The organism is Pseudomonas sp. NPDC096925 (genome assembly GCF_044762545.1).
GTDB lineage: Bacteria > Pseudomonadota > Gammaproteobacteria > Pseudomonadales > Pseudomonadaceae > Aquipseudomonas.
Genome location: NZ_JBIWEM010000012.1, coordinates 21811 through 47796, shown reverse-complemented (window position 1 = coordinate 47796; position 25986 = coordinate 21811). Strand labels below are relative to the sequence as shown.

At 64.7% G+C, this 25986-nt stretch carries 30 protein-coding genes and 1 riboswitch; of the genes, 16 read left to right on the top strand and 14 right to left on the bottom strand.

Annotation, left to right across the window (positions count from 1 at the left end):
* Positions 1-88: 88 nt before the first annotated feature.
* From ACIQYU_RS24810 to ACIQYU_RS24800, 3 genes are read right to left on the bottom strand one after another with little or no spacing between them, the layout of a single operon-like run.
* On the bottom strand, positions 89-1354 hold the full coding sequence (locus tag ACIQYU_RS24810; protein ID WP_402802588.1) for an ABC transporter permease: 1266 nt from the start codon (positions 1352-1354) through the stop codon (positions 89-91).
* A complete protein-coding gene (locus ACIQYU_RS24805) occupies positions 1354-2064 on the bottom strand; it encodes an ABC transporter ATP-binding protein (RefSeq protein WP_233688215.1) in 711 nt (236 codons plus the stop codon). The genes ACIQYU_RS24810 and ACIQYU_RS24805 overlap by 1 nt, the downstream gene beginning before the upstream one ends.
* On the bottom strand, positions 2065-2637 hold the full coding sequence (locus ACIQYU_RS24800; RefSeq protein WP_402802585.1) for a DUF2796 domain-containing protein: 573 nt from the start codon (positions 2635-2637) through the stop codon (positions 2065-2067).
* Positions 2638-2767: 130 nt separating this feature from the next.
* On the opposite strand from ACIQYU_RS24800, the gene ACIQYU_RS24795 reads away from it, so the two are divergent.
* Positions 2768-3112 carry a hypothetical protein gene (locus tag ACIQYU_RS24795; protein ID WP_207832742.1) on the top strand — a complete coding sequence of 115 codons (345 nt, stop codon included), beginning with the start codon at positions 2768-2770 and terminating at the stop codon, positions 3110-3112.
* Positions 3113-3216: 104 nt separating this feature from the next.
* On the opposite strand, the gene trxA is transcribed toward ACIQYU_RS24795, so the two are convergent.
* From trxA to ACIQYU_RS24780, 3 genes are read right to left on the bottom strand one after another with little or no spacing between them, the layout of a single operon-like run.
* On the bottom strand, positions 3217-4089 hold the full coding sequence (trxA, locus tag ACIQYU_RS24790) for a thioredoxin (RefSeq protein ID WP_207832743.1): 873 nt from the start codon (positions 4087-4089) through the stop codon (positions 3217-3219).
* A gap of 31 nt (positions 4090-4120) precedes the next feature.
* A complete protein-coding gene (locus tag ACIQYU_RS24785; protein WP_402802582.1) occupies positions 4121-4780 on the bottom strand; it encodes a class I SAM-dependent methyltransferase in 660 nt (219 codons plus the stop codon).
* On the bottom strand, positions 4781-5233 hold the full coding sequence (locus ACIQYU_RS24780; protein ID WP_063911066.1) for a YbaY family lipoprotein: 453 nt from the start codon (positions 5231-5233) through the stop codon (positions 4781-4783). It lies immediately after the preceding gene.
* A 106-nt stretch (positions 5234-5339) separates the two neighbouring features.
* On the opposite strand from ACIQYU_RS24780, the gene nrdR reads away from it, so the two are divergent.
* From nrdR to ACIQYU_RS24720, 12 genes are all read left to right on the top strand, one after another.
* Complete coding sequence (gene nrdR / locus ACIQYU_RS24775; RefSeq protein ID WP_009685710.1) at positions 5340-5804, top strand: transcriptional regulator NrdR; 465 nt, start codon at positions 5340-5342, stop codon at positions 5802-5804.
* Between the two features lie 2 nt (positions 5805-5806).
* Positions 5807-6937, top strand: a complete 1131-nt coding sequence (ribD, locus tag ACIQYU_RS24770; protein WP_207832747.1) for a bifunctional diaminohydroxyphosphoribosylaminopyrimidine deaminase/5-amino-6-(5-phosphoribosylamino)uracil reductase RibD — start codon at positions 5807-5809, stop codon at positions 6935-6937.
* A gap of 42 nt (positions 6938-6979) precedes the next feature.
* Positions 6980-7645, top strand: a complete 666-nt coding sequence (locus ACIQYU_RS24765) for a riboflavin synthase (protein WP_003255399.1) — start codon at positions 6980-6982, stop codon at positions 7643-7645.
* 18 nt (positions 7646-7663) lie between these two features.
* Entirely contained in the window at positions 7664-8755 is a 1092-nt protein-coding gene (gene ribBA / locus ACIQYU_RS24760; RefSeq protein ID WP_016484697.1) for a bifunctional 3,4-dihydroxy-2-butanone-4-phosphate synthase/GTP cyclohydrolase II, read from the top strand.
* Positions 8756-8847: 92 nt separating this feature from the next.
* Complete coding sequence (gene ribE / locus ACIQYU_RS24755) at positions 8848-9324, top strand: 6,7-dimethyl-8-ribityllumazine synthase (protein ID WP_003255395.1); 477 nt, start codon at positions 8848-8850, stop codon at positions 9322-9324.
* The gene (gene nusB, locus ACIQYU_RS24750) at positions 9321-9821 is read left to right on the top strand and encodes a transcription antitermination factor NusB (RefSeq protein WP_013970674.1); all 501 of its coding nucleotides are present in this window, start codon (positions 9321-9323) and stop codon (positions 9819-9821) included. Before ribE ends, nusB begins: the two co-directional genes overlap by 4 nt.
* 18 nt (positions 9822-9839) lie before the next feature.
* Positions 9840-10808 carry a thiamine-phosphate kinase gene (thiL, locus tag ACIQYU_RS24745; RefSeq protein ID WP_333956458.1) on the top strand — a complete coding sequence of 323 codons (969 nt, stop codon included), beginning with the start codon at positions 9840-9842 and terminating at the stop codon, positions 10806-10808.
* A complete protein-coding gene (locus tag ACIQYU_RS24740; RefSeq protein ID WP_004376077.1) occupies positions 10805-11308 on the top strand; it encodes a phosphatidylglycerophosphatase A in 504 nt (167 codons plus the stop codon). Before thiL ends, ACIQYU_RS24740 begins: the two co-directional genes overlap by 4 nt.
* A gap of 16 nt (positions 11309-11324) precedes the next feature.
* On the top strand, positions 11325-12068 hold the full coding sequence (locus tag ACIQYU_RS24735; RefSeq protein ID WP_207832751.1) for an ABC transporter substrate-binding protein: 744 nt from the start codon (positions 11325-11327) through the stop codon (positions 12066-12068).
* Positions 12069-12225: 157 nt separating this feature from the next.
* Complete coding sequence (gene ribA, locus ACIQYU_RS24730; RefSeq protein ID WP_003260612.1) at positions 12226-12843, top strand: GTP cyclohydrolase II; 618 nt, start codon at positions 12226-12228, stop codon at positions 12841-12843.
* Positions 12840-13259 carry a hypothetical protein gene (locus ACIQYU_RS24725; RefSeq protein WP_063911070.1) on the top strand — a complete coding sequence of 140 codons (420 nt, stop codon included), beginning with the start codon at positions 12840-12842 and terminating at the stop codon, positions 13257-13259. The genes ribA and ACIQYU_RS24725 overlap by 4 nt, the downstream gene beginning before the upstream one ends.
* On the top strand, positions 13259-14071 hold the full coding sequence (locus tag ACIQYU_RS24720) for a cobalamin-binding protein (RefSeq protein ID WP_207832753.1): 813 nt from the start codon (positions 13259-13261) through the stop codon (positions 14069-14071). The genes ACIQYU_RS24725 and ACIQYU_RS24720 overlap by 1 nt, the downstream gene beginning before the upstream one ends.
* Before the next feature lie 118 nt (positions 14072-14189).
* Here ACIQYU_RS24720 and dxs read toward each other — a convergent pair whose 3' ends face one another.
* From dxs to ribB, 4 genes are all read right to left on the bottom strand, one after another.
* Positions 14190-16085: a 1-deoxy-D-xylulose-5-phosphate synthase gene (gene dxs, locus ACIQYU_RS24715; protein WP_402802574.1), complete on the bottom strand. Its 1896-nt coding sequence runs from the start codon at positions 16083-16085 to the stop codon at positions 14190-14192.
* A gap of 177 nt (positions 16086-16262) precedes the next feature.
* Complete coding sequence (gene ispA / locus ACIQYU_RS24710; RefSeq protein WP_233688208.1) at positions 16263-17150, bottom strand: (2E,6E)-farnesyl diphosphate synthase; 888 nt, start codon at positions 17148-17150, stop codon at positions 16263-16265.
* Complete coding sequence (locus tag ACIQYU_RS24705) at positions 17147-17389, bottom strand: exodeoxyribonuclease VII small subunit (RefSeq protein WP_003255380.1); 243 nt, start codon at positions 17387-17389, stop codon at positions 17147-17149. Before ACIQYU_RS24705 ends, ispA begins: the two co-directional genes overlap by 4 nt.
* A gap of 207 nt (positions 17390-17596) precedes the next feature.
* Entirely contained in the window at positions 17597-18247 is a 651-nt protein-coding gene (gene ribB, locus ACIQYU_RS24700; RefSeq protein ID WP_207832758.1) for a 3,4-dihydroxy-2-butanone-4-phosphate synthase, read from the bottom strand.
* Between the two features lie 80 nt (positions 18248-18327).
* A riboswitch (FMN riboswitch) is annotated at positions 18328-18469 on the bottom strand.
* 91 nt (positions 18470-18560) lie between these two features.
* Here ribB and ACIQYU_RS24695 point away from each other — a divergent pair.
* From ACIQYU_RS24695 to ACIQYU_RS24685, 3 genes are all read left to right on the top strand, one after another.
* Positions 18561-19766 (top strand): RtcB family protein, encoded by a 1206-nt coding sequence (locus tag ACIQYU_RS24695; RefSeq protein ID WP_207832760.1) that lies wholly within the window; start codon positions 18561-18563, stop codon positions 19764-19766.
* Between the two features lie 653 nt (positions 19767-20419).
* Positions 20420-20683: a DUF3077 domain-containing protein gene (locus tag ACIQYU_RS24690; protein WP_284384304.1), complete on the top strand. Its 264-nt coding sequence runs from the start codon at positions 20420-20422 to the stop codon at positions 20681-20683.
* 391 nt (positions 20684-21074) lie between these two features.
* On the top strand, positions 21075-22184 hold the full coding sequence (locus ACIQYU_RS24685) for an NAD(P)/FAD-dependent oxidoreductase (protein WP_402802569.1): 1110 nt from the start codon (positions 21075-21077) through the stop codon (positions 22182-22184).
* A gap of 19 nt (positions 22185-22203) precedes the next feature.
* Here ACIQYU_RS24685 and ACIQYU_RS24680 read toward each other — a convergent pair whose 3' ends face one another.
* The 4 genes from ACIQYU_RS24680 to ACIQYU_RS24665 are packed head-to-tail and all read right to left on the bottom strand — an operon-like array spanning position 22204 to position 25950.
* Positions 22204-22881 (bottom strand): c-type cytochrome, encoded by a 678-nt coding sequence (locus tag ACIQYU_RS24680; RefSeq protein ID WP_063911078.1) that lies wholly within the window; start codon positions 22879-22881, stop codon positions 22204-22206.
* A gap of 9 nt (positions 22882-22890) precedes the next feature.
* Positions 22891-23853: a copper resistance protein B gene (locus ACIQYU_RS24675; protein ID WP_402802566.1), complete on the bottom strand. Its 963-nt coding sequence runs from the start codon at positions 23851-23853 to the stop codon at positions 22891-22893.
* Positions 23843-24184: a hypothetical protein gene (locus tag ACIQYU_RS24670; protein ID WP_402802565.1), complete on the bottom strand. Its 342-nt coding sequence runs from the start codon at positions 24182-24184 to the stop codon at positions 23843-23845. The genes ACIQYU_RS24675 and ACIQYU_RS24670 overlap by 11 nt, the downstream gene beginning before the upstream one ends.
* On the bottom strand, positions 24181-25950 hold the full coding sequence (locus ACIQYU_RS24665; RefSeq protein ID WP_233688205.1) for a copper resistance system multicopper oxidase: 1770 nt from the start codon (positions 25948-25950) through the stop codon (positions 24181-24183). Before ACIQYU_RS24665 ends, ACIQYU_RS24670 begins: the two co-directional genes overlap by 4 nt.
* Positions 25951-25986 lie beyond the last annotated feature (36 nt).

Below are 25986 nucleotides of genomic sequence, written 5' to 3'. Positions count from 1 at the left end.
CTTCACACGGTTCCAAGCCTGCGGCGAACCCTGTGGGAGCGGGCATGCCCGCGAAGAAGGCAGTGAGGTACTGGATCATTGCACGCCCTCAGAGGTGAATGGACAAGCCATCGGCCAGCGACTGCCGATAGGCCCGCCACGCCGGCACGCTGCCCATCAGCAGAGCAGCCCCCAGGATAATAGCCAGCAACATCCATTCATGAGCGCTTGGCATGGCCAGCGGCAAATACAAACCATAGTTGGCCTGTACATACCCCTGGGCCAGCGCGATACCCGCATACAGCAAGCCAAGCCCGGCGCCGATCCCGACCGCCGCCAGCGACAGCGCCTCCAGCACCAGCAGCCCTGCGATATGCCATGGCCTGGCGCCAACCGAGCGCAGTATCGCCATCTCCCGGCGGCGTTCGTTGAGGCTGGTGAGAATCGCCGTGAGCATGCCGATCAGGCCGGTCAGCACCACGAACAGCGAAACCACGAACAACGCCTGTTCCGCAGTGCCCATCAGGCTCCACAGCTCCTGCAGGGCTACCCCGGGCAGGATCGCCAGCAACGGCTCGCTGCGGTATTCATTGATCTCCCGCTGCAGGCTGAATGTCGCGATCTTGCTGTTCAGGCCGAGCATGAATGCAGTAATGGCGGCAGGTTGCAGGTCCATGCTCCGTGCCTGCTCGGCGCTGATACGCCCGGCGCCGCGGGCCGGCGCGCCGTTGTGCCAGTCGACGTGGATGGCCTCCATGCCGCCCAGGCTGATATGCAGCGTGCGGTCGACCGGCGTGCCGGTGCGCTTGAGCACACCGACCACGGTGAATGGCTTGTCATCGTGCTTGACCAGGCTGATCGCGGCGACGCCATGTGCCAGCACCAGCTTGTCGCCCAGCTTGTAGTGCAACGCCTCGGCCACTTCGGCACCGAGCACCACCTCGAACGGATCATCGGCAAACGCGCGACCCTGGCTCAATTCCAGGTGCTGGCGGCGACCGTACTGGTAATGGCTGAAGTAGTCGCCGGTAGTGCCCATCACCCGATAACCGCGGTGCGAGTCGCCCAGCGAGATGGGGATGGCCCATTTTACCCGCGGGTCCTTGGCGTAGTGCTCATAGCTGTCCCAGCGGATGTTGTTGGTGGCGTTGCCGATACGGAATACCGAGTACAGCAGCAGGTTCACCGAGCCGGAGCGGGCACCGACGATCAGGTCGGTACCGCTGATGGTGCTGGCGAAGCTGGCCCGGGCCTCGGTACGGACCCGTTCCACGGCCAGCAGCAGGCACACCGACAGGGCAATGGCAAAGGCGGTGAGGAATGCGGTGAAACGGCGGTTGGCCAGGCTGGCCAGGGCAAGGCGGAGCAGGTACATCAGGCCTCCCGGGGCTTGGCGGCACGGTTGAGTTCGACCAGCGACAGGTGGCGGTCGAACAGCGGCGCCAGGCTCTGGTCGTGGCTGACGAACAGCAGGCTGGCACCGGCGGCGCGGCATTCATCGAACAGCAGGCGGATGAACGCTTCGCGGGCGTCGGTATCCAGCGCCGAGGTTGGTTCGTCGGCGATCACCAGTTCGGGCTGGCCGATCAGTGCGCGGGCGGCGGCAACCCGTTGTTGCTGGCCGATCGACAGGCTGTCGGCGCGGCGGGCGAGCAGGGCGGGGTCGCCCAGCCCCAGGTGGGCCAGCAGCGTGCTGGCCGCCTGGTCGACGCTGCCATGGCGCTGCTCGGCGCGGGCTTTGCGGCTGCGCGAGAAACGGCAGGGCAGCTCGACGTTTTCGCGTACCGAGAGGAACGGCAGCAGGTTGAACTGCTGGAAGATGTAACCGGTGTGGTCGACCCGGAATCGGTCACGGGCGCCTTGGCCCAGGCGGCCGAGGTCCTGGCCGAGCAACTGGATACGGCCCTGGCCCGGCACGTTCACCCCGCCCAGCAGGCCCAGCAACGTGGTCTTGCCACTGCCGCTGGGGCCCTTGAGAAACAGGGCCTCGCCAGCCTCAAGGCGAAATGCCGGAATGTCCAGCAGCGCGGGCTGGCCTGGCCAGGCGAACACCAGGTCATGCAGTTCGATCAACGGCTGGCGCATTCAGAACGCGACCGCGGCCTTGGCCGGCGTGGTTTCCACACCTTTCTGGCCATTGGGGCCGATTAGTTGCACGTTGATTTTCTGGGTGGCCGGGAAGGCCTTGAACAGCGGCGCGAGGTCCACCTGTACCAGTTTGTCTGGGTTGGCGCAGGTCAGCTGGTAGTGGGCGCCGATGTCGCTGTGCGGGTGGCTGTGCTCGTGCTCGTCACCGTCGTCGTCGGTTTTCGGGGCGTCACCGAACAGCGGGCTTTCCAGTTCCTGCTGGTCTTCCTTGCAGCCGGCGGCAGCGGGCAGGCCGAACAGCTTCAGTGGTTGCTCGAGCTGCTGGCGCACCGCCGCGACCTTGGCCTTGTCGGCGTCGCTGTTGGCGGCGTGTTCGAAGCCGACCAGGTTCATGGCCGGGCTGTCCAGCTCCAGCTCCAGGGTGTTGCCATCGAGCACTGCGTTGAGCTTGGCCACGCCATGCTCGTGGGCACCGAGGGTGCCATGGGCGTGGTCATGATCATGGTCATCAGCGTGGGCATGGGCCAGGGGTAGCAAGGCGATGGGCAGGGCGAGCAACAGGCGACGCATGGACGACTCCGGAGCGGGCGGGAAGATTGGGTTATGTTATAACAACTTTTCCGCGTGCTGCCAGTCTGCGTGGCTCAGGTTTCATGTTGGGGTAGCATGGTGGCATTGACTTGGGTTCAAGGTATGCAGCATGAGAATTCGTGGACAGATTGGTGATTGGCCTGTGGATCTGACCATCGAGCTGGCGCCGGAAGAGTGGGTGCAACTGGGGCGGCAGATCGAATTGCCTGCGGTGGCGCAGACCGCAGCAGCGGAACCCTTGGCGACAACTCGTCAGGATGATGGGCAATGGACTGCGGCTCGTGAGGTGTTGCGCCTGGCAGGGCAGATGAGCGGGCCGGAATTGCTGGATCGGTTGGAGGGGCTGGCGGGGAGTACGGCGGCGGGTAAACGGCTGTTGGTGCGGTTGCGGCACAGCAGTGATGTGAAGGTGGAAAGCGGCGTGGACGCGCCGGTGTATCACTGGGTGGGATAGATCTCTATTGCCTGTGCTGGCCTCATTCGCGGGCATGCCCGCTACCACAGTGAGTACAGTGCGTACCCTGTGGGAGCGGGCGTGCCCTCGCAGATAACTTCAGGTCAGAACATCGCCGCCGACAACTTGCGACGATACACGCTGACCAGCGGGTGATCCCCACCCAGCAACTCGAACACTTGCAGCAACGCCTTTTGCGGCAACCCGTTCTCATAACCACGGTTACGCTGGAACAGCTTCAGCAACCCCTCCAGCGCCGCCTCATACTGCTGGCGAGCCAGTTGCTGGATGCTCAGCTGATAGGCCGCCTCGTCATCCTGCGGGTTCTGCGCCAGTCGGCTTTTCAGGTCGGCCACTTCTGGCAGGCTGGCGGCCTGGCGCAGGAAGGTCAGCTGAGCCTTGGCCCCGGCCAACGCAGCCTTGTGCTCGTCGGTCTTGACCGCATCCAGCACCACCTGGGCTTCACCCAACTCCCCGCGCTCGGCCAGGCAGCGGGCGTACAGGATCAGCGCCTCGGCATTGCTGTTGTCCTCACCCAGCAGCGCCTGCAGCAGCGCTTCGGCCTCGGCAAAACGGCTTTCGGCAAACAGCGCCTTGGCTTGTTCCAGCGGCGAAGCAACGGGGGCGGCAGGCAGTTGCACGTGCGGTTCGAGCATGGCGCGGATCGCCGACTCCGGCTGTGCACCGGCAAAGCCGTCCACCGGTTGACCGTCCTTGAACAGCACCACGGTCGGCAGGCTGCGGATGCCGAACTGGGCAACCACCTGTTGCTCCACGTCGCAGTTGATCTTGGCCAGCAGCAGCTCGCCCTGGTAACCCTCGGCGATCTTCGCCAGCAGTGGCATCAGTGCCTTGCACGGCGCACACCACTCGGCCCAGAAGTCCACCAGCACCGGCTTGTGGAAGGAGTTCTCGATTACCAGTTGCTGGAAGGTGGCATCGGTGGCGTCGAAAATGTAAGGCGTGTCTTGGGTCATCGCGACTCTCGCAAACTGGTGAATTGCACCACTATAAGGTGTCGCGACTGGCGTGGTACAGGCTGACCCGGCGGAATTCGTGCGGCTCGGCCAGGTCCGGCAGGGTCAGCGCTTCCAGCACGCCCAACGGCTGGTACAGCGGGTGGCTGAAGTCGCGTACCCGCGAGTCGGCCACCAGCGCCTGGCGCCCGCGCCCGAGAAAGGCATCCAGCAGCGGCAGGTTGGCGCGGTCGTACAGCACATCGGCAACCAGGATCAGGTCGAAGCGGTCGTCTTCGGCGAAGAAGTCATGGCTGTAACCCAGTTCTACCCCGTTCAGCGCGGCGTTCGCGCGGCAGGCATCGAGGGCCAGCGGGTCGAGGTCACAGGCCACCACTTCCAGCGCACCGGCGCGGGCGGCGGCAATGCCGGCGATACCGGAGCCGGCGCCAAAGTCCAGCACGCGCTTGCCGGATACCCACTCCGGGCGCTCGGCCAGGTAGCGCGCCATGGCCAGGCCGCTGGCCCAGCAGAAGCTCCAGTAGGGCGGGTCTTCAAGAATGCGCCGGGTCTCCTCGCTGCTGAAAGCACGGTCCATGTTCTGGTCGTCGATCAGCCACAGCTTCAGGTCGCAGCCGGGCAGTTCGCTGATGACCAGGCGCGCTTCGCCGATCAGGCCGCTGAGGGCCTGTTGCAGGGCTAGCGGCGCCACTTACGGCGCCTTCTCGAAACGCAGCGGGCCGATGGCCTGGGTCTGGGCCTGGGTAATGCGCACCGGCGGCAGGTGCATGATCAGCTGGCCGGAGCGGCTGGCGCGGCCACGCAGCTCGACCCGGGCACCGGCGGGGAAGGCCTCGGGGTTGAAGCGCAAGTGGTAGGGCAGGGCCTGGCCAGTGCCGGTCAGGTTGCTGCTGGCCAGCAGGCGTTGTGGGCGGTCGCGTTCGTCGATGACCAGCAAGGCCAGCTCCACGTCGGCACCGGCCGGGATCTCCAGCAAGGTGCCGCTCAGCTCGCGCTGGTAGGCCGGCAGCGGGCCCAGTACTTCGGCCGGCTTGGCCGCGCGGGCGGGCGTGGGGGCCGGAGGGGTGTCGGGCTTTGGCCTGTCGCTGCCGCAGGCGGCGAGCAGGGCGGCGCAGCACAGCACGACGAGCGCTCGGTAGTGCATGGGGTAGTCCTTCACGGGCAGATTTCCCATGGATGTTAACCCCTTTGGCTTGTCTTGCCAGTGGGATGCGCTACCATGGCCCTCCCTTTTTTTGTTGCCTGCCACCATGCACTGTCCCTTTTGCGGTGCCAACGACACCAAGGTCATCGACTCTCGCCTCGTCGCCGAGGGCGAGCAGGTGCGCCGCCGCCGCGAATGCGTCGCCTGCGGTGAGCGCTTCACCACCTTCGAAACCGCTGAGCTGGTGCTGCCCCGGCTGATCAAGCAGGACGGCACGCGCCAACCCTTCGACGAAGATAAGCTGCGTGCCGGCATGCAGCGGGCACTGGAAAAGCGCCCGGTCAGCGTCGAGCGCCTGGAAGCGGCGTTGGCGCATATCAAGAGCCGCCTGCGTGCCACCGGTGAGCGCGAAGTCAAATCGCTGGTGGTGGGTGAAATGGTCATGGCCGAGCTGCGCAAACTCGACGAAGTGGCCTATATCCGTTTTGCCTCGGTTTACCGGCGCTTCCAGGACCTCGACGAGTTCCGCGAAGAAATCGACCGCCTGGCCCGCGAGCCGGCTAAAGAGTGAACATGCCCAGCCAAGCTGCCATCCTCGACGCCCACTACATGGCCCGCGCGCTGGAGCTGGCGCGCAAGGGCCTGTACACCACCCACCCGAACCCGCGCGTAGGCTGCGTGATCGTGCGCGATGGCGAGGTGGTCGGCGAAGGCTGGCATGTGCGCGCCGGCGAGCCGCATGCCGAGGTGCATGCCCTGCGCCAGGCCGGTGAGCGTGCTCGTGGCGCCTGTGCCTATGTCACCCTTGAGCCCTGCAGCCACCATGGCCGCACGCCGCCGTGCGCCGAAGCGCTGGTCAAGGCCGGCGTGGCGCGGGTGGTGGCCGCCATGCAGGACCCTAACCCGCAAGTGGCGGGGCAGGGCCTGCGGCGCCTGGCCGAGGCCGGCATCGAAGTGGCCAGCGGCGTGCTCGAGGCCGAGGCCCGGGCACTCAACCCCGGTTTCCTCAAGCGCATGGAACATGGCCTGCCATTCGTTCGCGCCAAGCTGGCCATGAGCCTGGATGGCCGCACCGCCATGGCCAGTGGCGAAAGCCAGTGGATCACCGGCCCGGCCGCCCGCTCGGCGGTGCAGCGCCTGCGCGCCCGTTCCAGCGTGGTGCTGACCAGCGCCGCCAGCGTGTTGGCCGATAACGCGCGGATGACCGTACGTGGTGCCGAACTGGGCCTGGATGCCGAAACCACCGCACTGGCACTCAGCCGCACACCGCTGCGCGTGCTGGTCGATGGCCGCCTGCGCGTGCCGCTGGATGCACCATTCTTCCAGGCCGGCCCGGCCCTGGTGGTGACCGCTGTCGCAGATGACCCGCGCTATGCCGCTGCCGGCCACGAACTGCTCAGCCTGCCGGGCGACAATGGGCAGGTAGACCTGCCGGCGCTGCTGCAGGCCCTGGCGGCCCGTGGCGTCAACGAAATCCTGCTGGAAGCCGGTGCCGGCCTGGCCGGCGCCTTTGCCCGGCAAGGCCTGGTCGACGAGTACCAGTTGTTCGTCGCCGGCACCTTCCTCGGTTCCCGGGCCCGCCCGCTGCTGGACTGGCCACTGGACAGGATGAGCGAAGCGCCGCGACTGAAAATTACCGAAATGCGCGCAGTGGGCGATGACTGGCGGGTCACGGCCATCCCCCTGCCGGCGCCCGGCGTATAATGCCAGGCTTGCCCCGCGCAAACCGTTTTTGAGGAAGACCCCATGTTCACCGGCATCATCGAATCCATCGGCACCATCCGCAGCCTGACCCCCAAGGGTGGCGACGTGCGCGTCTACGTCGAAACCGGCAAGCTCGACCTGGGTGACGTCAAGCTCGGCGACAGCATCGCCGTCAACGGCGTGTGCCTGACCGCCGTCGAACTGCCGGGTGACGGCTTCTGGGCCGACGTCAGTGTCGAAACCCTCAAGCGAACCGCCTTCATCGACCTCAAGAGTGGCAGCAAGGTCAACCTGGAAAAAGCCCTGACCCCCACCACCCGGCTGGGCGGGCACCTGGTCAGCGGCCACGTCGACGGGGTCGGCGAAATCATCTCGCGCAGCGATAACGCCCGCGCCATCCAGTTCCGCGTGCGTGCACCGAAGGAGCTGGCCAAGTACATCGCCCACAAGGGTTCGATCACCGTCGACGGCACCAGCCTGACGGTCAACGAGGTCAATGGCGCCGAGTTCGAGCTGACCATTGTCCCGCACACCCTGTCCGAAACCATCATGGCCGACTACCGTGCAGGGCGTCGGGTGAACCTTGAGGTCGACCTGCTGGCCCGTTACCTGGAGCGTTTGCTGCTGGGTGACAAGGCCGCCGAACCGAGCAAGGGCAGTGGCATTACCGAAAGCTTCCTGGCCGCCAACGGCTTCTTGAAATCCTGATTGAGAAGGGGGTGCCGCGTGGCGCTCAACAGCATCGAAGAACTGGTCGAAGACATCCGCCAGGGCAAAATGGTCATCCTCATGGATGACGAAGACCGCGAAAACGAAGGCGACATCATCATGGCAGCCGAGTGCTGCCTGCCCGAGCACATCAACTTCATGGCCAAGCATGCCCGTGGCCTGATCTGCATGCCGATGACCCGCGAGCGTTGCGAAACGCTGAAGTTGCCGCTGATGGCGCCGCGCAACGGCTCGGGCTTCGGCACCAAGTTCACCGTGTCGATCGAAGCCGCCGAAGGTGTCACCACCGGCATCTCCGCCGCTGACCGCGCGCGCACCGTGCAGGCGGCCGCCGCCAAGGATGCCAAGGCCGAAGACATCGTCAGCCCTGGCCACATCTTCCCGCTGATGGCCCAGCCTGGCGGTACCCTGGCCCGTGCCGGCCACACCGAAGCCGCCTGCGACCTGGCGCGCATGGCCGGGTTCGAGCCGAGCGGCGTGATCTGCGAAGTGATGAACGACGACGGCACCATGTCGCGCCGTGCCGAGCTGGAAGTGTTCGCCGCCGAGCACGGCCTGAAGATCGGCACCATCGCCGACCTGATCCACTACCGCATGATCCACGAGCGCACCGTGCAGCGCGTCTCCGAGCAACCGGTGGAGAGCGAGCTGGGCGAGTTCAACCTGGTCACCTACCGCGACGCGGTGGAAGGCGACGTGCACATGGCCCTGACCCTGGGCAAGATCTGCGCCGAAGAGCCGACCCTGGTGCGCGTGCACAACATGGACCCGCTGCGCGACCTGCTGCTGGTCAAGCAACCGGGCCGCTGGAGCCTGCGCGCGGCCATGGCCGCCGTGGCCGAGGCCGGCAGCGGCGTGGTATTGCTGCTGGGCCACCCGCTGGACGGCGACGTGCTGCTGGCGCACATCCGCGAAAGCGCCGGCGATGCACCGGCCAAGGCACCGACCACCTACAGCACCGTGGGTGCCGGTTCGCAGATCCTGCGTGACCTCGGCGTGCGCAAGATGCGCCTGATGAGTTCGCCGATGAAGTTCAACGCGATATCCGGATTCGATCTGGAAGTTGTAGAATACGTGCCCTCCGAGTGACTTGAGGCGGCAGTGACGCCCTCCAGCTCGAGTCCATACCCCTGTCGAGGCCGCCAGCATGCGGCCTCGCTCTTGAAGATGAGAATATCGGAATGACCCTGAAGACCATCGAAGGTACCTTCATCGCCCCCAAAGGTCGCTATGCTTTGGTGGTTGGCCGCTTCAACAGCTTCGTCGTCGAAAGCCTGGTAAGCGGTGCCGTTGATGCCCTGGTACGCCACGGTGTCAGCGAAAGCGACATCACCATCATCCGTGCCCCGGGTGCATTCGAAATCCCGCTGGTGGCACAGAAGGTCGCCCAGCAAGGCGCCTACGACGCGATCATCGCCCTGGGCGCGGTGATTCGTGGCGGTACCCCGCACTTCGAATACGTGGCGGGCGAATGCACCAAGGGCCTGGCCCAGGTGTCCATGGAGTTCGGTGTTCCGGTGGCCTTCGGCGTACTGACCGTCGACTCCATCGAGCAAGCCATCGAGCGTTCCGGCACCAAGGCCGGCAACAAAGGTGCTGAAGCTGCCCTGTCCGCTCTGGAAATGGTCAGCCTGCTGGCGCAGTTGGAGGCCAAGTGATTAGCGACGAAAGCGATCGTTTCAACCCGCGCGATCCAAAACCTGCGGATGCCGGCAAGCCCTCGAAGAGCGCCAAGCGCCGCGAAGCCCGCAAGCTCGCGACCCAGGCGCTGTACCAGTGGCACATGGCGCAGCATTCGCTGAACGAGATCGAAGCGCAGTTCCGGGTCGATAACGATTTCTCCGATGTCGACGGCGCTTATTTCCGCGAGATCCTGCACGGGGTCCCGGCGATCAAGAGCGAAATCGACAGCGCCCTGAAGCCATGCCTGGACCTGGCACTGGAAGAGCTCGACCCGGTCGAGCTGGCCGTGCTGCGTCTGTCCACCTGGGAGTTCATCAAGCGCGTCGACGTACCGTACCGCGTGGTGATCAACGAAGGTGTCGAGCTGGCCAAGGTCTTCGGTGCCACCGACGGCCACAAGTTCGTCAACGGCGTACTGGACAAGCTGGCCCCGAACCTGCGCGAAGCAGAAGTCAAGGCGAACAAGCGCTGATCCTGGCGCTTGCGGACCATGGGTGAGTTCGAGCTGATCAGCCATTACTTCGCCGCCGCGCCTTGTGCGCAGGGCGGTGAAGGTGTGGCCCTGGGCATCGGCGACGACTGCGCCCTGCTGAGCCTTCCCGCCGGCGAGCAACTGGCGGTGTCTACTGACACCCTGGTCGCCGGGGTGCATTTTCCGGCTGTGTGCGACCCGTGGTTGCTCGGCCAGCGCTCGCTGGCCGTGGCGGCCAGCGACCTGGCGGCCATGGGCGCCACCCCCATCGGTTTCACCCTTGCCCTGACCTTGCCCGAGGTCAGCGCCGACTGGCTGCAAGCCTACGCCAGCGGCCTGAACCGCATGGCCGGCCATTGCCAGCTGAGCCTGATCGGTGGCGACACCACCCGTGGCCCCCTGAGCATCACCATGACCGTATTCGGCCGGGTGCCGGCGGGGCAGGCGTTGCGCCGTGACGGCGCTCGCCCGGGCGACCTGCTGTGCGTGGGGGGGGAGCTGGGTAACGCGGCAGGGGCCTTGCCGCTGGTACTGGGCCAGCGCCAGGCCGATGCCGCGCTGGCGCAACCGTTGCTCGACCATTACTGGTCGCCGTCGCCGCAGTTCGCCCTGGGGCAGCTGCTGCGCGGGTGTGCCACCTCGGCACTGGATATTTCCGACGGCCTGCTGGCCGACTGCGGGCATATCGCCAAGGCCTCCCGCGTGGCGCTCGAGGTGAACCTGGAGCAGGTGCCGGTGTCATCCGCCTTGCAGGGTTTCCTCGGCGCCGAGGCGGCCGTACAGGCGGCGCTGACCGGTGGCGACGACTATGTGCTGGCGTTCACCTTGCCGCCAGGCGAGCTTTCATCCCTGCAGGCACAAGGCCTGGCGGCATTCCACGTCATCGGGCGGGTGCTCGAAGGGCAGGGGGTCAGCCTGCGCGACCGGCAGGGCCAGGACATCACCCCGCGGCAACGCGGCTATCAACATTTTAGGGAGACACCGTGACCGATCACCCCAACCAGGTGCCTGCGGAGTTCGTTCCGCCTTCGGTCTGGCGCAACCCGTGGCACTTCATCGCCTTCGGCTTCGGCTCCGGTACCTTGCCCAAGGCGCCGGGCACCTGGGGCTCGCTGGTGGCCATACCGTTCATCCCGCTGTGGCAGATGCTGCCCGACTGGGGCTACTGGCTGTTGCTGGGCGTGAGCATGCTGTTCGGTTTCTGGCTCTGTGGCAAGGTCGCCAATGATTTGCGCGTGCATGACCACGAAGGCATTGTCTGGGACGAGATCGTCGGCATGTGGATAACCCTCTGGCTGGTGCCGGAAGGCTGGCAATGGCTGCTGGCGGGGTTCCTGATGTTCCGCTTCTTCGACATCCTCAAACCGTGGCCGATCCGCTGGGTCGACCGCCATGTGCATGGGGGCGTCGGGATCATGCTCGACGATATCCTGGCCGGCGTGTTTGCCTGGTTGGGCATGCAGGTTCTGGTGTGGGCGGTTGCCTGATACAGGGAGTGCGTAAATGGCCATGAGGGCGATGCTGCTGGCAATGCTGCTGAGCCTTGCCCCTTGGGCGGCGGCTGCCGAGGGTGTGCCGAAGCAGGTCCACCTGGTCAGCGAGGAGTGGCTCGACTACACCAACGCCGACGGGACCGGGGTGGCCTGGGACGTGCTGCGCAAGGTGTTCGAGCCGGCCGGGGTCAAGGTGGTGATCCAGAGCGCGCCCTACAGCCGTGCCATCGGACTGGTGAAGCGTGGCGAGGCTGATGCCTGGGTAGGCTCGTACAAGGAAGAGAACGACGACAACCTGTACCCGCGCTGGCACTTCGACATGGACCATATCTACGCCCTGGGGCTGGCCAGCAAGCCCGTGCCTACCCTGGAGAGCGTGGGCAAGTACCGCCTGGCCTGGGTGCGTGGCTACGACTACGGCAGCTACCTGCCGAACGTGCACGAGTTCCGTGAAGTCCAGCGTCGTGAGGGCATCTTGCCGATGCTCGAGCATGACCGTGTGGACTTCTACATCGACGCCCTGACCGAGGTCGACTACGTGCTCGGCCAGACCTCCCAACCCGAGCGCTTCCGCCGCACCCACGTAGTCGACCTGCCGCTGTACCTGGCCTTTGCCCGCAACGACCAGGCCCGGGCCCTGCGCGACCTGTTCGACAAGCGCATGGCCGAACTGGTGCGCAGTGGCGAGCTGAAGGCGATTTTCCAGCGCTGGCAGCAGCCTTATCCGTTCAGTCCGGACAGCAAACCGCATTGAACAACCCGTTTCATGGGCTCCCACAGGATTGAGTACAGACCTCTGCTAAGCATCGAACTTTTCGATCTTAAGCCACGGTATTCAGCCAGCCCACATCCCCCAACCTGCTGATACAATCGGCCCACGAGAAATTTTCAACTTATTCCAGGAGCACAACGTGCCCGTCGTCTTTGTTGCCGCCTCTAAACTCCCGACTCCCTTCGCGACCTTCACCATGCATGGCTTCCTTGACGAAGCCACTGGCCGTGAGCATGTGGTGCTCAGCCTGGGTGACATCGCGGACGGCCAGCCGGTGCTGGGGCGCCTGCACTCCGAGTGCCTGACCGGCGATGCCCTGTTCAGCCAGCGCTGCGACTGCGGCTCGCAGTTGGAAGCCGCGCTGCAAGCCATCGCCCGTGAAGGCCGTGGCGTGCTGCTGTACCTGCGCCAGGAAGGCCGTGGCATCGGCCTGCTGAACAAGATTCGCGCCTACGAGTTGCAGGATGGTGGCGCCGACACTGTCGAGGCCAACGAGCGCCTGGGCTTCGCCGCCGATCAGCGCGACTACGCCATGTGCCTGCCGATGCTGGAGCACCTGGGCGTGAAGTCGCTGCGCCTGATGACCAACAACCCGCGCAAGGTCAAAGCCCTGACCGACATGAACATCGTTGTCGCCGAGCGCGTACCGCTGCACACCGGGCACAACCCGCACAACCGCTACTACCTGGCGACCAAGGCCGGCAAGCTGGGCCACATGCTGGGTAACGAGCACCAGGGCGAGGTGCCCCAGGCGTGACCCGCGCCGAGGTCAAGCGGCGCCTGGCGCTGGCCTGGTGGCAGTACCTGGCGGTGGGCCTGGTGCCGCTGCCGGTGATGGCCTGGGCCTTCGGTGGCGGTGATGCGCTGGCCTCGGTGCTGGCCATGCCACTGTTCATTGCCGGCGCGGCGACCATGTTCCTTAGCTTGCCGCGCTTCGGTGCCTACAAGCACGCCCTCATTGCCACCTCCAAGGTGCTCGGCACTGGCGAAGAGCCAGCCGCCTGGATCGAACTGGCGCGGGTGCGGCGCCTGGCCATGCTGTATGCCTGCTTCCCGGCCTGGGTCGCCGCCCTGTCGGTGCTGGTCGGCCTGGAGGTGGTGCCGCAGATCCTGCTGGCGTTGTCCTCCGTGGTGGTGCTGTACCTCTATCGCATTCCCCGCCAGCTCGGCTGATGCGCCTGCTGCCCGGCCTGCTGGCGCTGTTCGCCTGCTCCGCACTGGCCGGTGAACCCCTGCGGGTGGTCAGCCTGGCCCCATCGATGAGCGAGATCATGCTCGAACTGCAGGCCGATGATCTGCTGGTAGGTGTGCTCGACGGTGGCGAACGGCCGGCGGCGCTGCGCGGGTTGCCCTCGGTGGGGCGCCAGGGGCAACTGGACCTGGAGCGCCTGCTCAGCCTGCGCCCCGACCTGTTGCTGCTGTGGCCGGGCAGCGTGCCACCGGCCCAACGCGACCAGCTCAAGCGCCTGGGCATCGCCACCTTCAGCGCCGAACCCCATGATATCGACCAGCTGATCGAGCAGATCGAAGCCATCGCCGGGCGTATCGGCCGTGCCGACCAAGGCCATCGGTATGCCCAGGCCCTGCGTGACCGGCTGCGGCAGCTGCGCCAGCAGTATCGACGTGACGAGCCTTTGCAGGTGTTCTACCAGGTATGGGACCGACCGCTGTATACGCTCGGTGGCCGGCAGGTGGTCAGCGATGCCCTGGCCGTGTGCGGGGCGCGTAACGTCTTCGCCGATCTCACCCAGCCGGCGCCGCAGGTCAATGTGGAATCTGTGCTGCTGCGCAACCCGCAGGTCATTCTGGCGGGTGATGAAGCGCAGCTGGCGAGCTGGAAGGCCTGGCCGCAATTGCGTGCGGTTGCCGATGATCGTTTGCTGGTGGTGCCCGACAAAGGCCTGGAGCGGCCCAGTGGGCAGATGATCGAAGCTACGGCGCGCTTGTGTGCGCTGCTCGAGGCTAAAGCGCCAACGTCCAAGTGAGCTTTTGCGAGGGCTGCGCCCTCGATCGCGACGCAAGGCCGCTCCCACAGGGACTGCTTGCACGACCTTTGTGGGAGCGGCCTTGTGTCGCGAAAGGGCCGCAAAGCGGCCCCAGGGATTACAACCCGAGCCTGGCCATCCGAGCCTTCACCGAAGCCTCGATCCCGGCCGCATCCAGCCCACACTCAGCCAGCATCTGCGCAGGTTTGGCGTGCTCGACATAGATGTCCGGCAACCCCAGGTGCAGCAGCGGTTTCACGATCGCCTGGCTGGCCAGGAACTCACCAACAGCCGCACCGGCACCGCCCATGATGGCGTTCTCTTCGATGGTCACCAGTAGCTCATGGCTTGCGGCCAGCTCCAGCACCAGTGCCTCGTCCAGCGGTTTGACGAAACGCATGTCGACCACGGTAGCGTTGATCTGCTCAGCTACCTGCATGGCCTCGGCCAGTTGCACGCCGAACACCAGCAAGGCGACTTTCTCGCCCTGGCGACGGACCAAGCCCTTGCCGATTTCCAGCGGCTGCAGGTCACCGCTGATCGGCGCGTTCGGGCCGGTGCCACGTGGGTAGCGCACAGCCGCCGGGCCGTTGTACAGGTGGCCGGTGCTGAGCATCTTGCGCAGCTCGTTTTCGTCGCTTGGGGTCATCACCAGCATGCCCGGGATGCAGCGCAGGTACGACAGGTCGTAGCTGCCCGCGTGGGTCGGGCCGTCTTCGCCGACCAGGCCGGCGCGGTCGATGGCGAACAGCACGTCGAGGTTCTGTACTGCCACGTCGTGGATCAGCTGGTCGTAGGCGCGCTGCAGGAAGGTGGAGTAGATCGCCACCACCGGCTTGCTACCCTCGCAGGCCATGCCGGCCGCCAGGGTCACGGCATGCTGCTCGGCGATGGCCACATCGAAGTAACGCTCCGGGTAGCGCTCGCTGAAATCGACCAGGTCGGAGCCTTCCTTCATTGCCGGGGTAATGCCCACCAGGCGGTTGTCGGCGGCGGCCATGTCGCACAGCCACTGGCCGAACACCGCAGAGTATTTCGGGCCGCTGGCTTTCTTCGGTGCGGCGGGCTTGTCGGCCGGCTCCAGCTTGGTGATGGCGTGGTAGCCGATCGGGTCGAGCTCGGCCGGGGCGAAGCCCTTGCCCTTCTTGGTCACCACGTGCAGGAACTGCGGGCCCTTGAGGTCACGCATGTTGCGCAGGGTGGCGATCATGGTCGGCAGGTCGTGGCCGTCGATCGGGCCAATGTAGTTCCAGCCCAGTTCTTCGAACAGGGTGCCCGGCACCAGCATGCCTTTGGCGTACTCTTCGGTGCGGCGGGCGATTTCCCAGGCGCCCGGCAGGCGCGACAGCACTTTCTTGCTGCCTTCGCGCATGCTCGCGTAGGTGCGGCTGGAGAGGATCTTGGCCAGGTAGTTGGACAGGCCACCGACATTGCGCGAAATCGACATGTCGTTGTCGTTGAGGATCACCAGCATGTCGGCGTTGACTTCCTGGGCGTGGTTCAACGCCTCGAAGGCCATGCCGGCGGTCAGTGCGCCGTCGCCGATCACCGCGATCGACTTGCGAGCGCTGTTCTGCAGGCGGGCGGCAATGGCCATGCCCAGCGCGGCGCTGATCGAGGTGCTGGAGTGGCCGACGCCGAAGGTGTCGTACTCGCTCTCGCTGCGGCGCGGGAAGGCGGCGATGCCGTCCTTCTGGCGCAGGCTGAGCATGCGGTTACGGCGCCCGGTGAGGATCTTGTGCGGGTAGGCCTGGTGACCCACGTCCCACACCAGCCGGTCGTCGGGGGTGTCGAAGACGTAGTGCAGGGCGATGGTCAGCTCGATGACGCCCAGGCCGGCACCAAAATGCCCACCGGTCTGACCCACGGTGTAGAGCAGTTCCTGGCGCAGTTCGTCGGCCAGGGTCTCCAGGTCGGCTTCGGCCAGCCGGCGCAGGCCGGCAGGCGTGTCAGCGCGGTCGAGCAACGGCGTGACCGGGCGTTCGCGGGGGATCTCTTGAAACGTCGTGGGCATCAGGCGAGTCGTTATAGGTGTGTGAAGAGGCTGCAGTTTACCCCATTGTAGGAAATACTGCCCATTCAACCACGGGTTACGCGGCCCCTGTGGGAGCGGGTTTACCCGCGAATGCGGCGGTAAACTCAACATCGCATTCGCGGGTAAACCCGCTCCTACAGGGATTGGTGTCGTTGCTTAATTGCGGCGTTCGACGATGTAGCGTGCCAGCGCCCGCAGCGGCTCGGCCTTGTCGCCGAACCCACTCAGTGCGACCAGCGCCTGGTCGCGCAGTTCGATTGCATAGGCCTTGGCCGCTTCCAGGCCCAGCAGCGCCGGGTAGGTCGGTTTGTCACGGGCGATATCAGCCCCCTGGCGTTTGCCCAGGGTGGCGGTGTCGCTTTCCACATCAAGGATGTCGTCCTGCACCTGAAACGCCAGGCCGATGGCTTGCGCGTAGGTCTGCAGGGCATCCAGTTGCGCCTGTTCGGCGCGGGCGCTGGCCAGGGCACCGAGGCGCACGCTGGCTTCGATCAGCGCACCGGTCTTGTGCCGGTGCATGAACTCCAGCGCCTGCTGGTCCAGCTTCAGGCCCACCGAGCCCAGGTCGATGGCCTGGCCACCGACCATGCCTGCCGGGCCGGCCGCCTTGGCCAGGGCCTGGACCATGGCCAGGCGAATGCTGTCGGCCTGCGGGCTCAGGCGCGGGTCGAGCAGGGCGCTGAAGGCCAGGCTCTGCAAACCGTCGCCGGCGAGGATCGCGCAGGCTTCGTCGAAGGCTTTGTGGGTGGTCGGCTGGCCGCGGCGCAGGTCGTCGTCGTCCATGGCCGGCAGGTCGTCATGCACCAGCGAGTAGGCGTGGATCAGTTCCACCGCACAGGCTGCGCCGTTGGCCTGTTCGGCCGGGGCGCCCAAGGCTTCGCAGGCCGCGTAGGCCAGCAGCGGGCGGACGCGTTTGCCACCGTTCATCACGCTGTAGCGCATGGCGGCGTAAAGGCGTTCGAGTTCCTTGGTCGGGGCGACGAACAACGGTTCGAGGGCGGCGTCGACCCGTGCCTGGCAGCTGGCCTGGTAGGTGCCGATCATGCTTCCGGCTCCGCGTCGAAGGGCTGGGCAGCCAGTTCGCCATCGCGTTCCAGCAGGATCTGCACCTTCTGTTCGGCCTGGGCCAGGGCGCCCTGGCAATCACGGGTCAGGGCGATGCCTTGCTCGAAGGCGGCCAGCGACTCTTCCAGCGACAACTCGCCGTTCTCCAGGCGCTCGACCAGTGCTTGCAGGTCTGCGAGGGATTGCTCGAAATCGAGGGAGGCTTTTTTGCGGGCCATGGCGACTGTCTCGGTGGCATTCAGAACGGCGCGACACTAGCAGAGCGGGGCGGGGGGAGCAAACTTCCGGCAGCCTGAGGTTGGACTTGCCGGCCTCTTCGCGGGTAAACCCGCTCCCACAGGTACTGCACCGGTTCCGAGTCTGCGCGGTCCCTGTGGGAGCGGGTTTACCCGCGAATGGGCCGCAAAGCGGCCCCGTGCGGTGGATCAGGCTGGCTCTGCTTCCCGCTCCAGCATGGCCTCACGGTACCGCGCCAGTTCCTCAATGGTCAGCACCGGCAAATTGTACTGCCGCGCATACACCGCCACCTGCTCGCCACGGGCCATCGTGCCATCGGGGTTCATCAGTTCGCACAGCACCGCCGCCGGGCGCAACCCGGCCAGGCGCGCCAGGTCCACCGAGCCTTCGGTGTGGCCACGGCGGGTCAGCACCCCGCCATTGCGGGCGCGCAGCGGGAACACATGCCCCGGGCTGACGATATGGCGCTGCTCCGCGGTGGAGCGCAGTGCCGCGCTTATGGTAGTGATGCGGTCCTGGGCGGAAACCCCGGTAGTGATACCTTCCGCCGCCTCGATGGTGACGGTGAAGCCGGTGCCATGGCGGGCCTGGTTGTTCTGCACCATGGGTGCCAGTTGCAGTTCGTCGACGGTGGCCTCGTCCAGGCACAGGCAGACGATGCCGCTGCAATCGCGAATCATCATGGCCATGGTCTGCAGCGAGATGTTCTCGGCGGCGGCGATGATGTCCGCTTCGTCCTCGCGGTCGTCGTCGTCGAGCAGCAACACAGGGCGCCCGGCCTTGAAGGCGGCGATGGCGGCGCTGACATTGGGGAATTGCGGGTGGTGCATGGTGGACATGAAACGCTCCTCGTGAATGATCGATGAACGTCTCGGGGCGAACAAAATGCGCGCGCAGGGGCGCCCGGATGGCCCCTGCCTGACGCCTTCTTTCATCCGGACTATGACCGTCGGCTCTGGAGTCTCACCAGATCTGCTGACCCCCGGCATGGCCGGGGCGCTCGCGGGCTCATCTTTCGATTTACCGCCGGTGGGGACTTTCACCCCGCCCTGAAGACCGGCCAAGCATACAGCACATTGCCACCCCACTGGCAACCCGCGGCCCTACGACCTTCGGCGGTATCATGCCGGTATGCATTCGAGGAACAGCCCCATGAACATTCTCCAGGTCGCCGGCGGCAAGCCGGTCAAGTTGTGGACCGATGGCGTACCTGTCGAAGACGACGCCCGCAAGCAACTGCTCAACACGGCCAGGATGCCGTTCATCTTCAAGCACCTGGCAGTGATGCCCGACGTGCACCTGGGCAAGGGCTCGACCATCGGCAGCGTCATTCCCACCGTTGGCGCGATCATCCCCGCCGCGGTCGGTGTGGACATCGGCTGCGGCATGATCGCCGCGCGCACGTCGCTGCACGCCCGCGACCTGCCGGACAACCTGCATGGCCTGCGCAGTGCCATCGAACACGCCGTGCCACACGGCAAGACCTTCGGCAAACGTGACCAAGGCGCCTGGGCCGATGTGCCAGCCAAGGCGGACAAGGCCTGGGGGCAACTGGCCGGGCGCTTCAAGGCCATCACCGACAAGTACCCGCGGCTGGAGAAGACCAATAACCGCCATCACCTGGGGACGCTGGGCGGTGGCAACCATTTCATCGAGGTGTGCCTGGACGAGGCCGACCGCGTCTGGTTCATGTTGCACAGCGGCTCCCGGGGCGTGGGCAATGCCATTGGCAACCTGTTCATCGAACTGGCCCAGGCCGACATGCGCCAGCACCTGGCCAACCTGCCGGACAAGGACCTGGCGTACTTCGAGGAAGGCAGCCGCCATTTCGCCGACTATGTCGAAGCGGTGGAGTGGGCGCAGGACTACGCCAGGCAGAACCGCGAGCTGATGATGCTGGCGGTGGTCGGTGCGGCGCGCAAGGCGCTGGGCAAACCGTTCGAGGCCAGCCTGGAAGCGGTGAACTGCCACCACAACTATGTGCAGCGCGAGCAGCATTTTGGCCGAGAGGTGCTGGTGACGCGCAAGGGCGCGGTGTCGGCGCAGAAGGGGCAGCTGGGCATCATTCCAGGTTCCATGGGGGCCAAGAGCTTCATCGTACGGGGGCTGGGCAACGAGGAAGCGTTCTGTTCCTGCAGCCATGGTGCCGGCCGGCTGATGAGCCGGACCAAGGCCAAGAGCCGCTTCACCGTGGAAGACCAGCGGCGGGCCACGGCGCATGTGGAATGCCGCAAGGACAAGGAGGTAATCGACGAGATACCCATGGCCTACAAGGACATCGATGCGGTGATGCGCGCGCAGCAGGAACTGGTGGAGGTGGTGCACACCTTGCGGCAGGTGGTGTGTGTGAAGGGCTGACAGGTTTACCGCGACATCCCCTCAATCGCGCCGGTAATAATCAGATTTTTCCCGTTGCGCGTAGGCCATTTCTGAAATAGCTTCCTAGCGCCCTTGAGCCATTGCGGTGGTGTTCCTGGCGGCCTAGTGTGGCCCTGTCGTTGCCAAATCAGCGACCGGGCCTGCAAGCCCGCTCAGAGAACGATTACCGATCACCAATAGCCAATGGCATGCCATTGCGCGCGCTTGATGGTGGCTGCGTACGGGAGGTTTTCGAACCTGCCGGTTTCGTTCTCTGCCGGTCTTGCAGACCTGTACGTGGCCGCCACCCATCACACTGCAGGTCATGAGTGGCGGTTCTAGCCAGTCAATTCAGAACCTCACCATGCTTAAGATTGTTCCCGATCCACCCCACGTTATTCATTCCCTTGAAGACACCCTGATCCAGGCCACGGACTATGCGCTGTGTGTTGCGACCGTTGTGCCTCAGGCCATTGAGACTCGGACTTTGCACTGAGGCTTGAGTGATGTGTTGTCTGGGCGGGCCTCTTCGCGGGTAAACCCGCTCCCACAGGTTCATTACAAGCTTCAAGACTTGCACAGCTCCTGTGGGAGCGGGTTCACCCGCGAAAGGGCCGGCCCAGGCACTCGAGAAATTTCAGGGGGATTCAACAATGACCACAGAAGACACCCAGTTCACCGTCGGCAAAACCACCTTCTACCAGGGCGAAAACGGCACCCACCCGCTGTTCCGCATCGAGCCCGGCATCCCCTGCCGCGATGCCCGCGAGCAGTCCTCAGAGTTGATGGGCTATGTCCGCGAACTGACCATCACCGGCCTGATGGATGAGAAGCCGATGATGATCTGGGCTGCGCACTACCTGAGTGCGATGGCCAAGGCGCTGATGGATGATGCCGAGCTGGGCATGGGGCAGTGAGCGTTTGCCTTCAAGGTTGTGTGAAGGCCGCAAGGTGTTCGCCTTAGCAATTTCAGCGCCTATGGGACCGAGCGCCGCCCGCGCGGCGCATCGCGAGCGAAGCTCGCTCCTACATCTGTTTCGGGCCAGTAACGCCTGCACCAGCGCGCGCGACCGCCTCGTTGTTCCCACACGATATCAAGGCGGATGCCAAGGGGCCGCGCGCCTCTGCATCAGGAATAATTGGCCCGAAACAGATGTAGGAGCGAGCTTCGCTCGCGATGCGCCGCGCGGGCGGCGCTCGGTCTGATAGGCGCTGCAAACCTGTCGGTATACACCTGCTGGCCCGCTTGATTAGAGTGGCGCCTGGGGGGAGACAGGCCAATCAAGCCTTTCGACAAGCGAGGTACAGGTGAGCGTTGATATCGAGTGTGTGGTGGTCGGGGCCGGTGTGGTCGGCCTGGCTGTGGCGCGTGCCTTGGCCCAGGCTGGCCATGAAGTGCTGGTGGTGGAGGCGGGCGAGGGCATCGGCGTCGGGGTCAGCTCACGCAACTCCGAGGTGATCCACGCCGGCCTGTATTACCCCGATGGCAGCCTCAAGGCGCAGTTGTGTGTCGAGGGCAAGCAACGCCTGTATGCCTATTGCGACAGTCGGGGTGTTGAATACCAACGCCTCGGCAAACTGATCGTCGCCAGCGATGCGGCCCAGGTCGAAGGCTTGCAGCGCCTGCTGGAGCAGGGCCGGCGCAATGGCGTTGACGACCTGCAATGGCTCGACGCCGAGCAGGCGCGTGCGCTGGAGCCGGCGCTGTCATGCGTCGCTGCACTGTGGTCGCCGTCCACCGGCATCATCGACTCCCACGGTTTGATGCTCGCCCTGCTGGGGGACGCCGAGGCTGCGGGGGCGACCTTGGTTCTGCATACCCCACTGCTGGCCGCGCGGGTGATCGAGGCCGGTTTCAGCCTGGATATGGGCGGTGCCGAGCCGATGAGCCTGACCTGCCAGCGGTTGATCAACTGCGCCGGGTTATCGGCGGTTGAAGTCGCTCGCCATATCACAGGCCTCGACCCTGTCCATGTGCCCAAGGCCTATCTATGCAAAGGCAGCTACTTCAGCCTGAGCGGTCGTGCGCCATTTCGGCACCTGGTGTACCCGGCACCGGAGCACGCCGGCCTGGGTGTGCACATGACCCTCGACCTCGGTGGCCAGGCGCGCTTCGGCCCGGATGTGGAGTGGGTGGAACAGATCGACTACCCGGTAGACCCTCGACGCGGCGACAGTTTCTACGCCGCGGTACGGCGCTATTGGCCCGACCTGCCCGACGCCAGCCTGCAACCGGCCTACAGCGGCATCCGCCCGAAAATCAGCGGCCCGCTGGACCCGGCGGCGGACTTTGTCATCAGTACGCCTGCCGAGCATGGCGTGCCGGGGCTGGTGAACCTGTTTGGCATCGAGTCACCGGGTTTGACCAGTTGCCTGGCGTTGGCGGACCGCGTGCTATGTACTCTGCGTGACAACTGAAGGTAGTGCGAAGCTGCCTTCAGTCTTTATGCATGTGCTGCTTGCCATCGCGATGAGTATGCGCCTTTGAATGCCCCTCATCACGATGGCCTGCGCCCGAGGCCTGCTCACCATGGTGGTCAGGCACGTTGTCGCCGTGCTGGCCTTCATGGTTGTGCATTTCACTTTCGCCACCACCATGCTGGTGGCCGCCACTGGCCGTGACCATTGTCTTGTACTGTTGGGCGTTCAACTGGGGTAGCTGATCCAGGAAGGCGACGATGCCCCAGATGTATTCATCACCCATGCTTTTGCCCCAGGCCGGCATGCCGGAGGCCTTGATGCCGTGCTTGATGATCCAGAACGCAGCCGCAGGGTCGCCACTGATCCCGCTCCTGGCAAGGTTGGGGGGTGATGGATACAGAGCCTGGCTGAGCTCGGTGTTCTCGACGCCAGGGGCGAGGTGGCAACCGATGCACATGGCATTGTAGTTACCGGCGCCAGTACGAATCAGCGCTTCATCTTTCAGGTCTGGCACCTCGATGTCCCTGGCCCGCACTGCGATCGAACGCTCCCGTGCCATGGCCAGAAAGGCATGCACGGCGGGGAAATGGGGATCATCGGCTCCGACATTGACCAGGCCGGAGTACGCGGCACCCAGCACGGCCACACTGGCCACTGCGCCTGCTGCAACAAGCGTTGTTATTGTTTTTTTCATGTCTGGTTCTCAAAACCACAGGCGAATACCGGCCACGAAACGCGCTTCATCCACATCACCACCCTCGTCGCGGATGAAATCGGCGGTTTTGCCGTAGGAGCGGTTCCAGGTGACGCCGATGTAGGGGGCGAACTGGCGGACAATTTCATAGCGCAGGCGCAGCCCGACTTCGGTATTGGCCAGGCCGGAGCCCACGCCGCGCCCAGGGTCGTTCTTGCCATAGAAATTGGCTTCAGCGGTTGGCTGCAGGATCAGGCGGTTGGTCAGCAGAATGTCGTAGTCGCCTTCCAGGCGCGCGGCAGTCTGGCCGTTCTCACCAATGAACGCAGTGGCTTCGGCCTCGAAGTCGTAAAGTGCCATGCCCTGGATACCGAACGCCGCCCAGGTCTGGGGAGATTCAGGCTTGAAATCCTGGCGCACCCCGGCAACCACATCCCACCATGGGCTGATCGAGCGGCCGTACAGCAGCTGCAATTCGGCATCCTCGGTGACACCGTTGGTGCGTTCACCTTCGGAGCGGATCCACAGACGGTTGATATCGCCGCCTATCCAGCCAGAAGCATCCCAGGCCAGCGTGCTGCCTTCATCGGCATCCTGGTACTCGAGCTGATCCAGCAGGAAGAAGCTGTTGATCGCACTGTCGTGCATCTGATGCCCGCCCAACGGCGGGAAGGCCGCCTGGCGGTCGGCATCGGTCAGCACCGGGATCGGGGTACGGCTGGTCGTCGGCGTATCCGCCGAGCCGTGGTTCATTTTCGAATGGTCCATCGCTCCATGGTTCATGGCTCCATGGTCCATAGCCCCATGATCCATGGTGCCGTGGTCCATGCCCTGCATGCTGCCATGATCCATCTTGCCGTGGTCCATCGTCGAATGGTCCATTTCTTCAGCGGCGAAGCTGGGCGCAGCCCCCAGCACGCCGAGCGAAACGGTCAATGCCAGCAGCGATAGTCGTGCCAGGCTATTGAGCATCTTTCCCTGCCTTAGCTTTATCGCTGCCATGCGATTGCATCATCTTGCCGTGGTCCATGCCTTGCATCGAGCCATGGTCCATACCCTTCATGGCGTCATGGTTCATACCTTTCATCGAGCCGTGATCCATCCCTTTCATGGCGCCGTGATCCATGCCCTTCATCGCACCATGGTCCATGCCTTGGGCGCCCTTGGCTTTTGCGGCATCGGCAGGCTGCTCGCCGTCGGACCATGATGACGGGGCATAAACGGCAAACAGGCCGGCCATTGCAGCAGAAAGGAAAAAAGCGCTTCGTTTCATTGGTTTGCTCATCTCGGATCTCCAGTTCATTCGTCCACACGGACTTCGCGGAACATGCCCATTTCCATGTGGAACAGCAGGTGACAGTGATAGGCCCAACGTCCTAAAGCATCTGCAGTGACGCGGTAGCTTCGTTTTGAGCCAGGCGGCATGTCGATCGTGTGTTTGCGCACCATGAAGTTGCCGTTCTCATCCTCCAGGTCGCTCCACATGCCATGCAGGTGGATGGGGTGAGTCATCATGGTGTCGTTGACCAGGGTGATGCGCAGGCGCTCGCCATACTTGAGGCGCAATGGCTCGGCATCGGAAAACTTGATGCCGTCAAAGGACCAGGCGAACTTTTCCATGTGGCCGGTGAGGTGCAGCTCGATTGTGCGACCTGGCGCGCGGCCGTCCGGGTCCGGGAAGGTGCTGCGCAGGTCCGCATAGGTCAGCACACGGCGGCCGTTGTCACGCAGCCCGATGCCCGGATCGCCCAGTTTTGGCGTAGGGGTCATCGTCTGCATGTCGACCAGGGGGTTGTTGGTCTCGGATTCTGGGTGGCTCTGCATGGCTGCGTTGGCGCCAGCCATGTTGCCATGGTCCATGCCGGCCATGCTGCCGTGGTCCATGCCAGCCATGTCGCCGTGATCCATGCCAGCCATGCTGCCGTGGTCCATTCCACCCATACCGCCATGGTCCATGCCCATATCGCTCATGGAAATGATCGGCCGTGGATCGACAGCTGGAACAGGGGCTTGCAAGCCTTCGCGAACAGCCAGGGTGCCCCTGGAATACCCGGTGCGGTCCATGGATTGAGCGAAAATGGTGTAAGCCTGCTCGTTCTCGGGCTCGACAATGACGTCGTAGGTTTCGGCAACGGCGATGCGGAACTCGTCGACCGAAACGGGCTTTACATGCTGTCCATCCGCCGCGACAACCGTCATCTTCAGGCCGGGGATTCGCACATCGAAATACGTCATGGCCGAGCCGTTGATGAAGCGCAGGCGGATTTTCTCGCCCGGCTTGAACACCCCCGTCCAGTTACCGTCCGGGGCCTGGCCGTTCATCAGGTAGGTGTAGGTGTAACCGCTCACGTCGGCGAGATCGGTGGGGCTCATCTTCATCTCGGCCCACATCTTGCGGTCGGCTACCGCAGCGGACCAGCCCATTTCGCTCACGTCGTTGACGAAATCACCCACCGTGCGCTTGTGGTAGTTGTAATAGTCGGACTGCTTCTTGAGCTTGGACAGCACCCGGGCAGGGTCTTCATCCGTCCAGTCGCTGAGCATGACCACATAGTCTCGGTCATAGGTGAATGGCTCAGGCTCTTTTGCATCGATGACCAGGGCGCCGTACACCCCGATCTGCTCCTGGAAACCGGAGTGGCTGTGGTACCAGTAGGTGCCGTTCTGCTGGACCTTGAACCTGTACTCATACATGCCGTCGGGGGCGATGCCATGAAAGCTCAGGCCCGGCACGCCGTCCATGTTCGCCGGCAGGATGATGCCGTGCCAGTGAATGGAGGTGTCCTGCTGCAAGCGGTTGCGCACACGCAGCGTGACGGTATCGCCTTCGCGCCAGCGCAGAATGGGCCCGGGTATGGAGCCGTTGATGGCCATTGCTGTGCGCGCAGCGCCGGTAATGTTGACCGGCAGCTCACCGATGTAGAGGTCGAAGTCGGTGCCGCTCAGCACATTCGGTTGGCCGGGGCTGGTCACGGCCCAGACCGGCGTGCGCCACATGCCCAGCCCGCCAAGTAGTCCGGTAGCGGCCAGGCCTTTGACGAAGGAGCGTCTGGTGGTTTTGCTTTGCATGCCGTTGCGTCCAGTCAGTCGAAAAGTTGCTGGTAT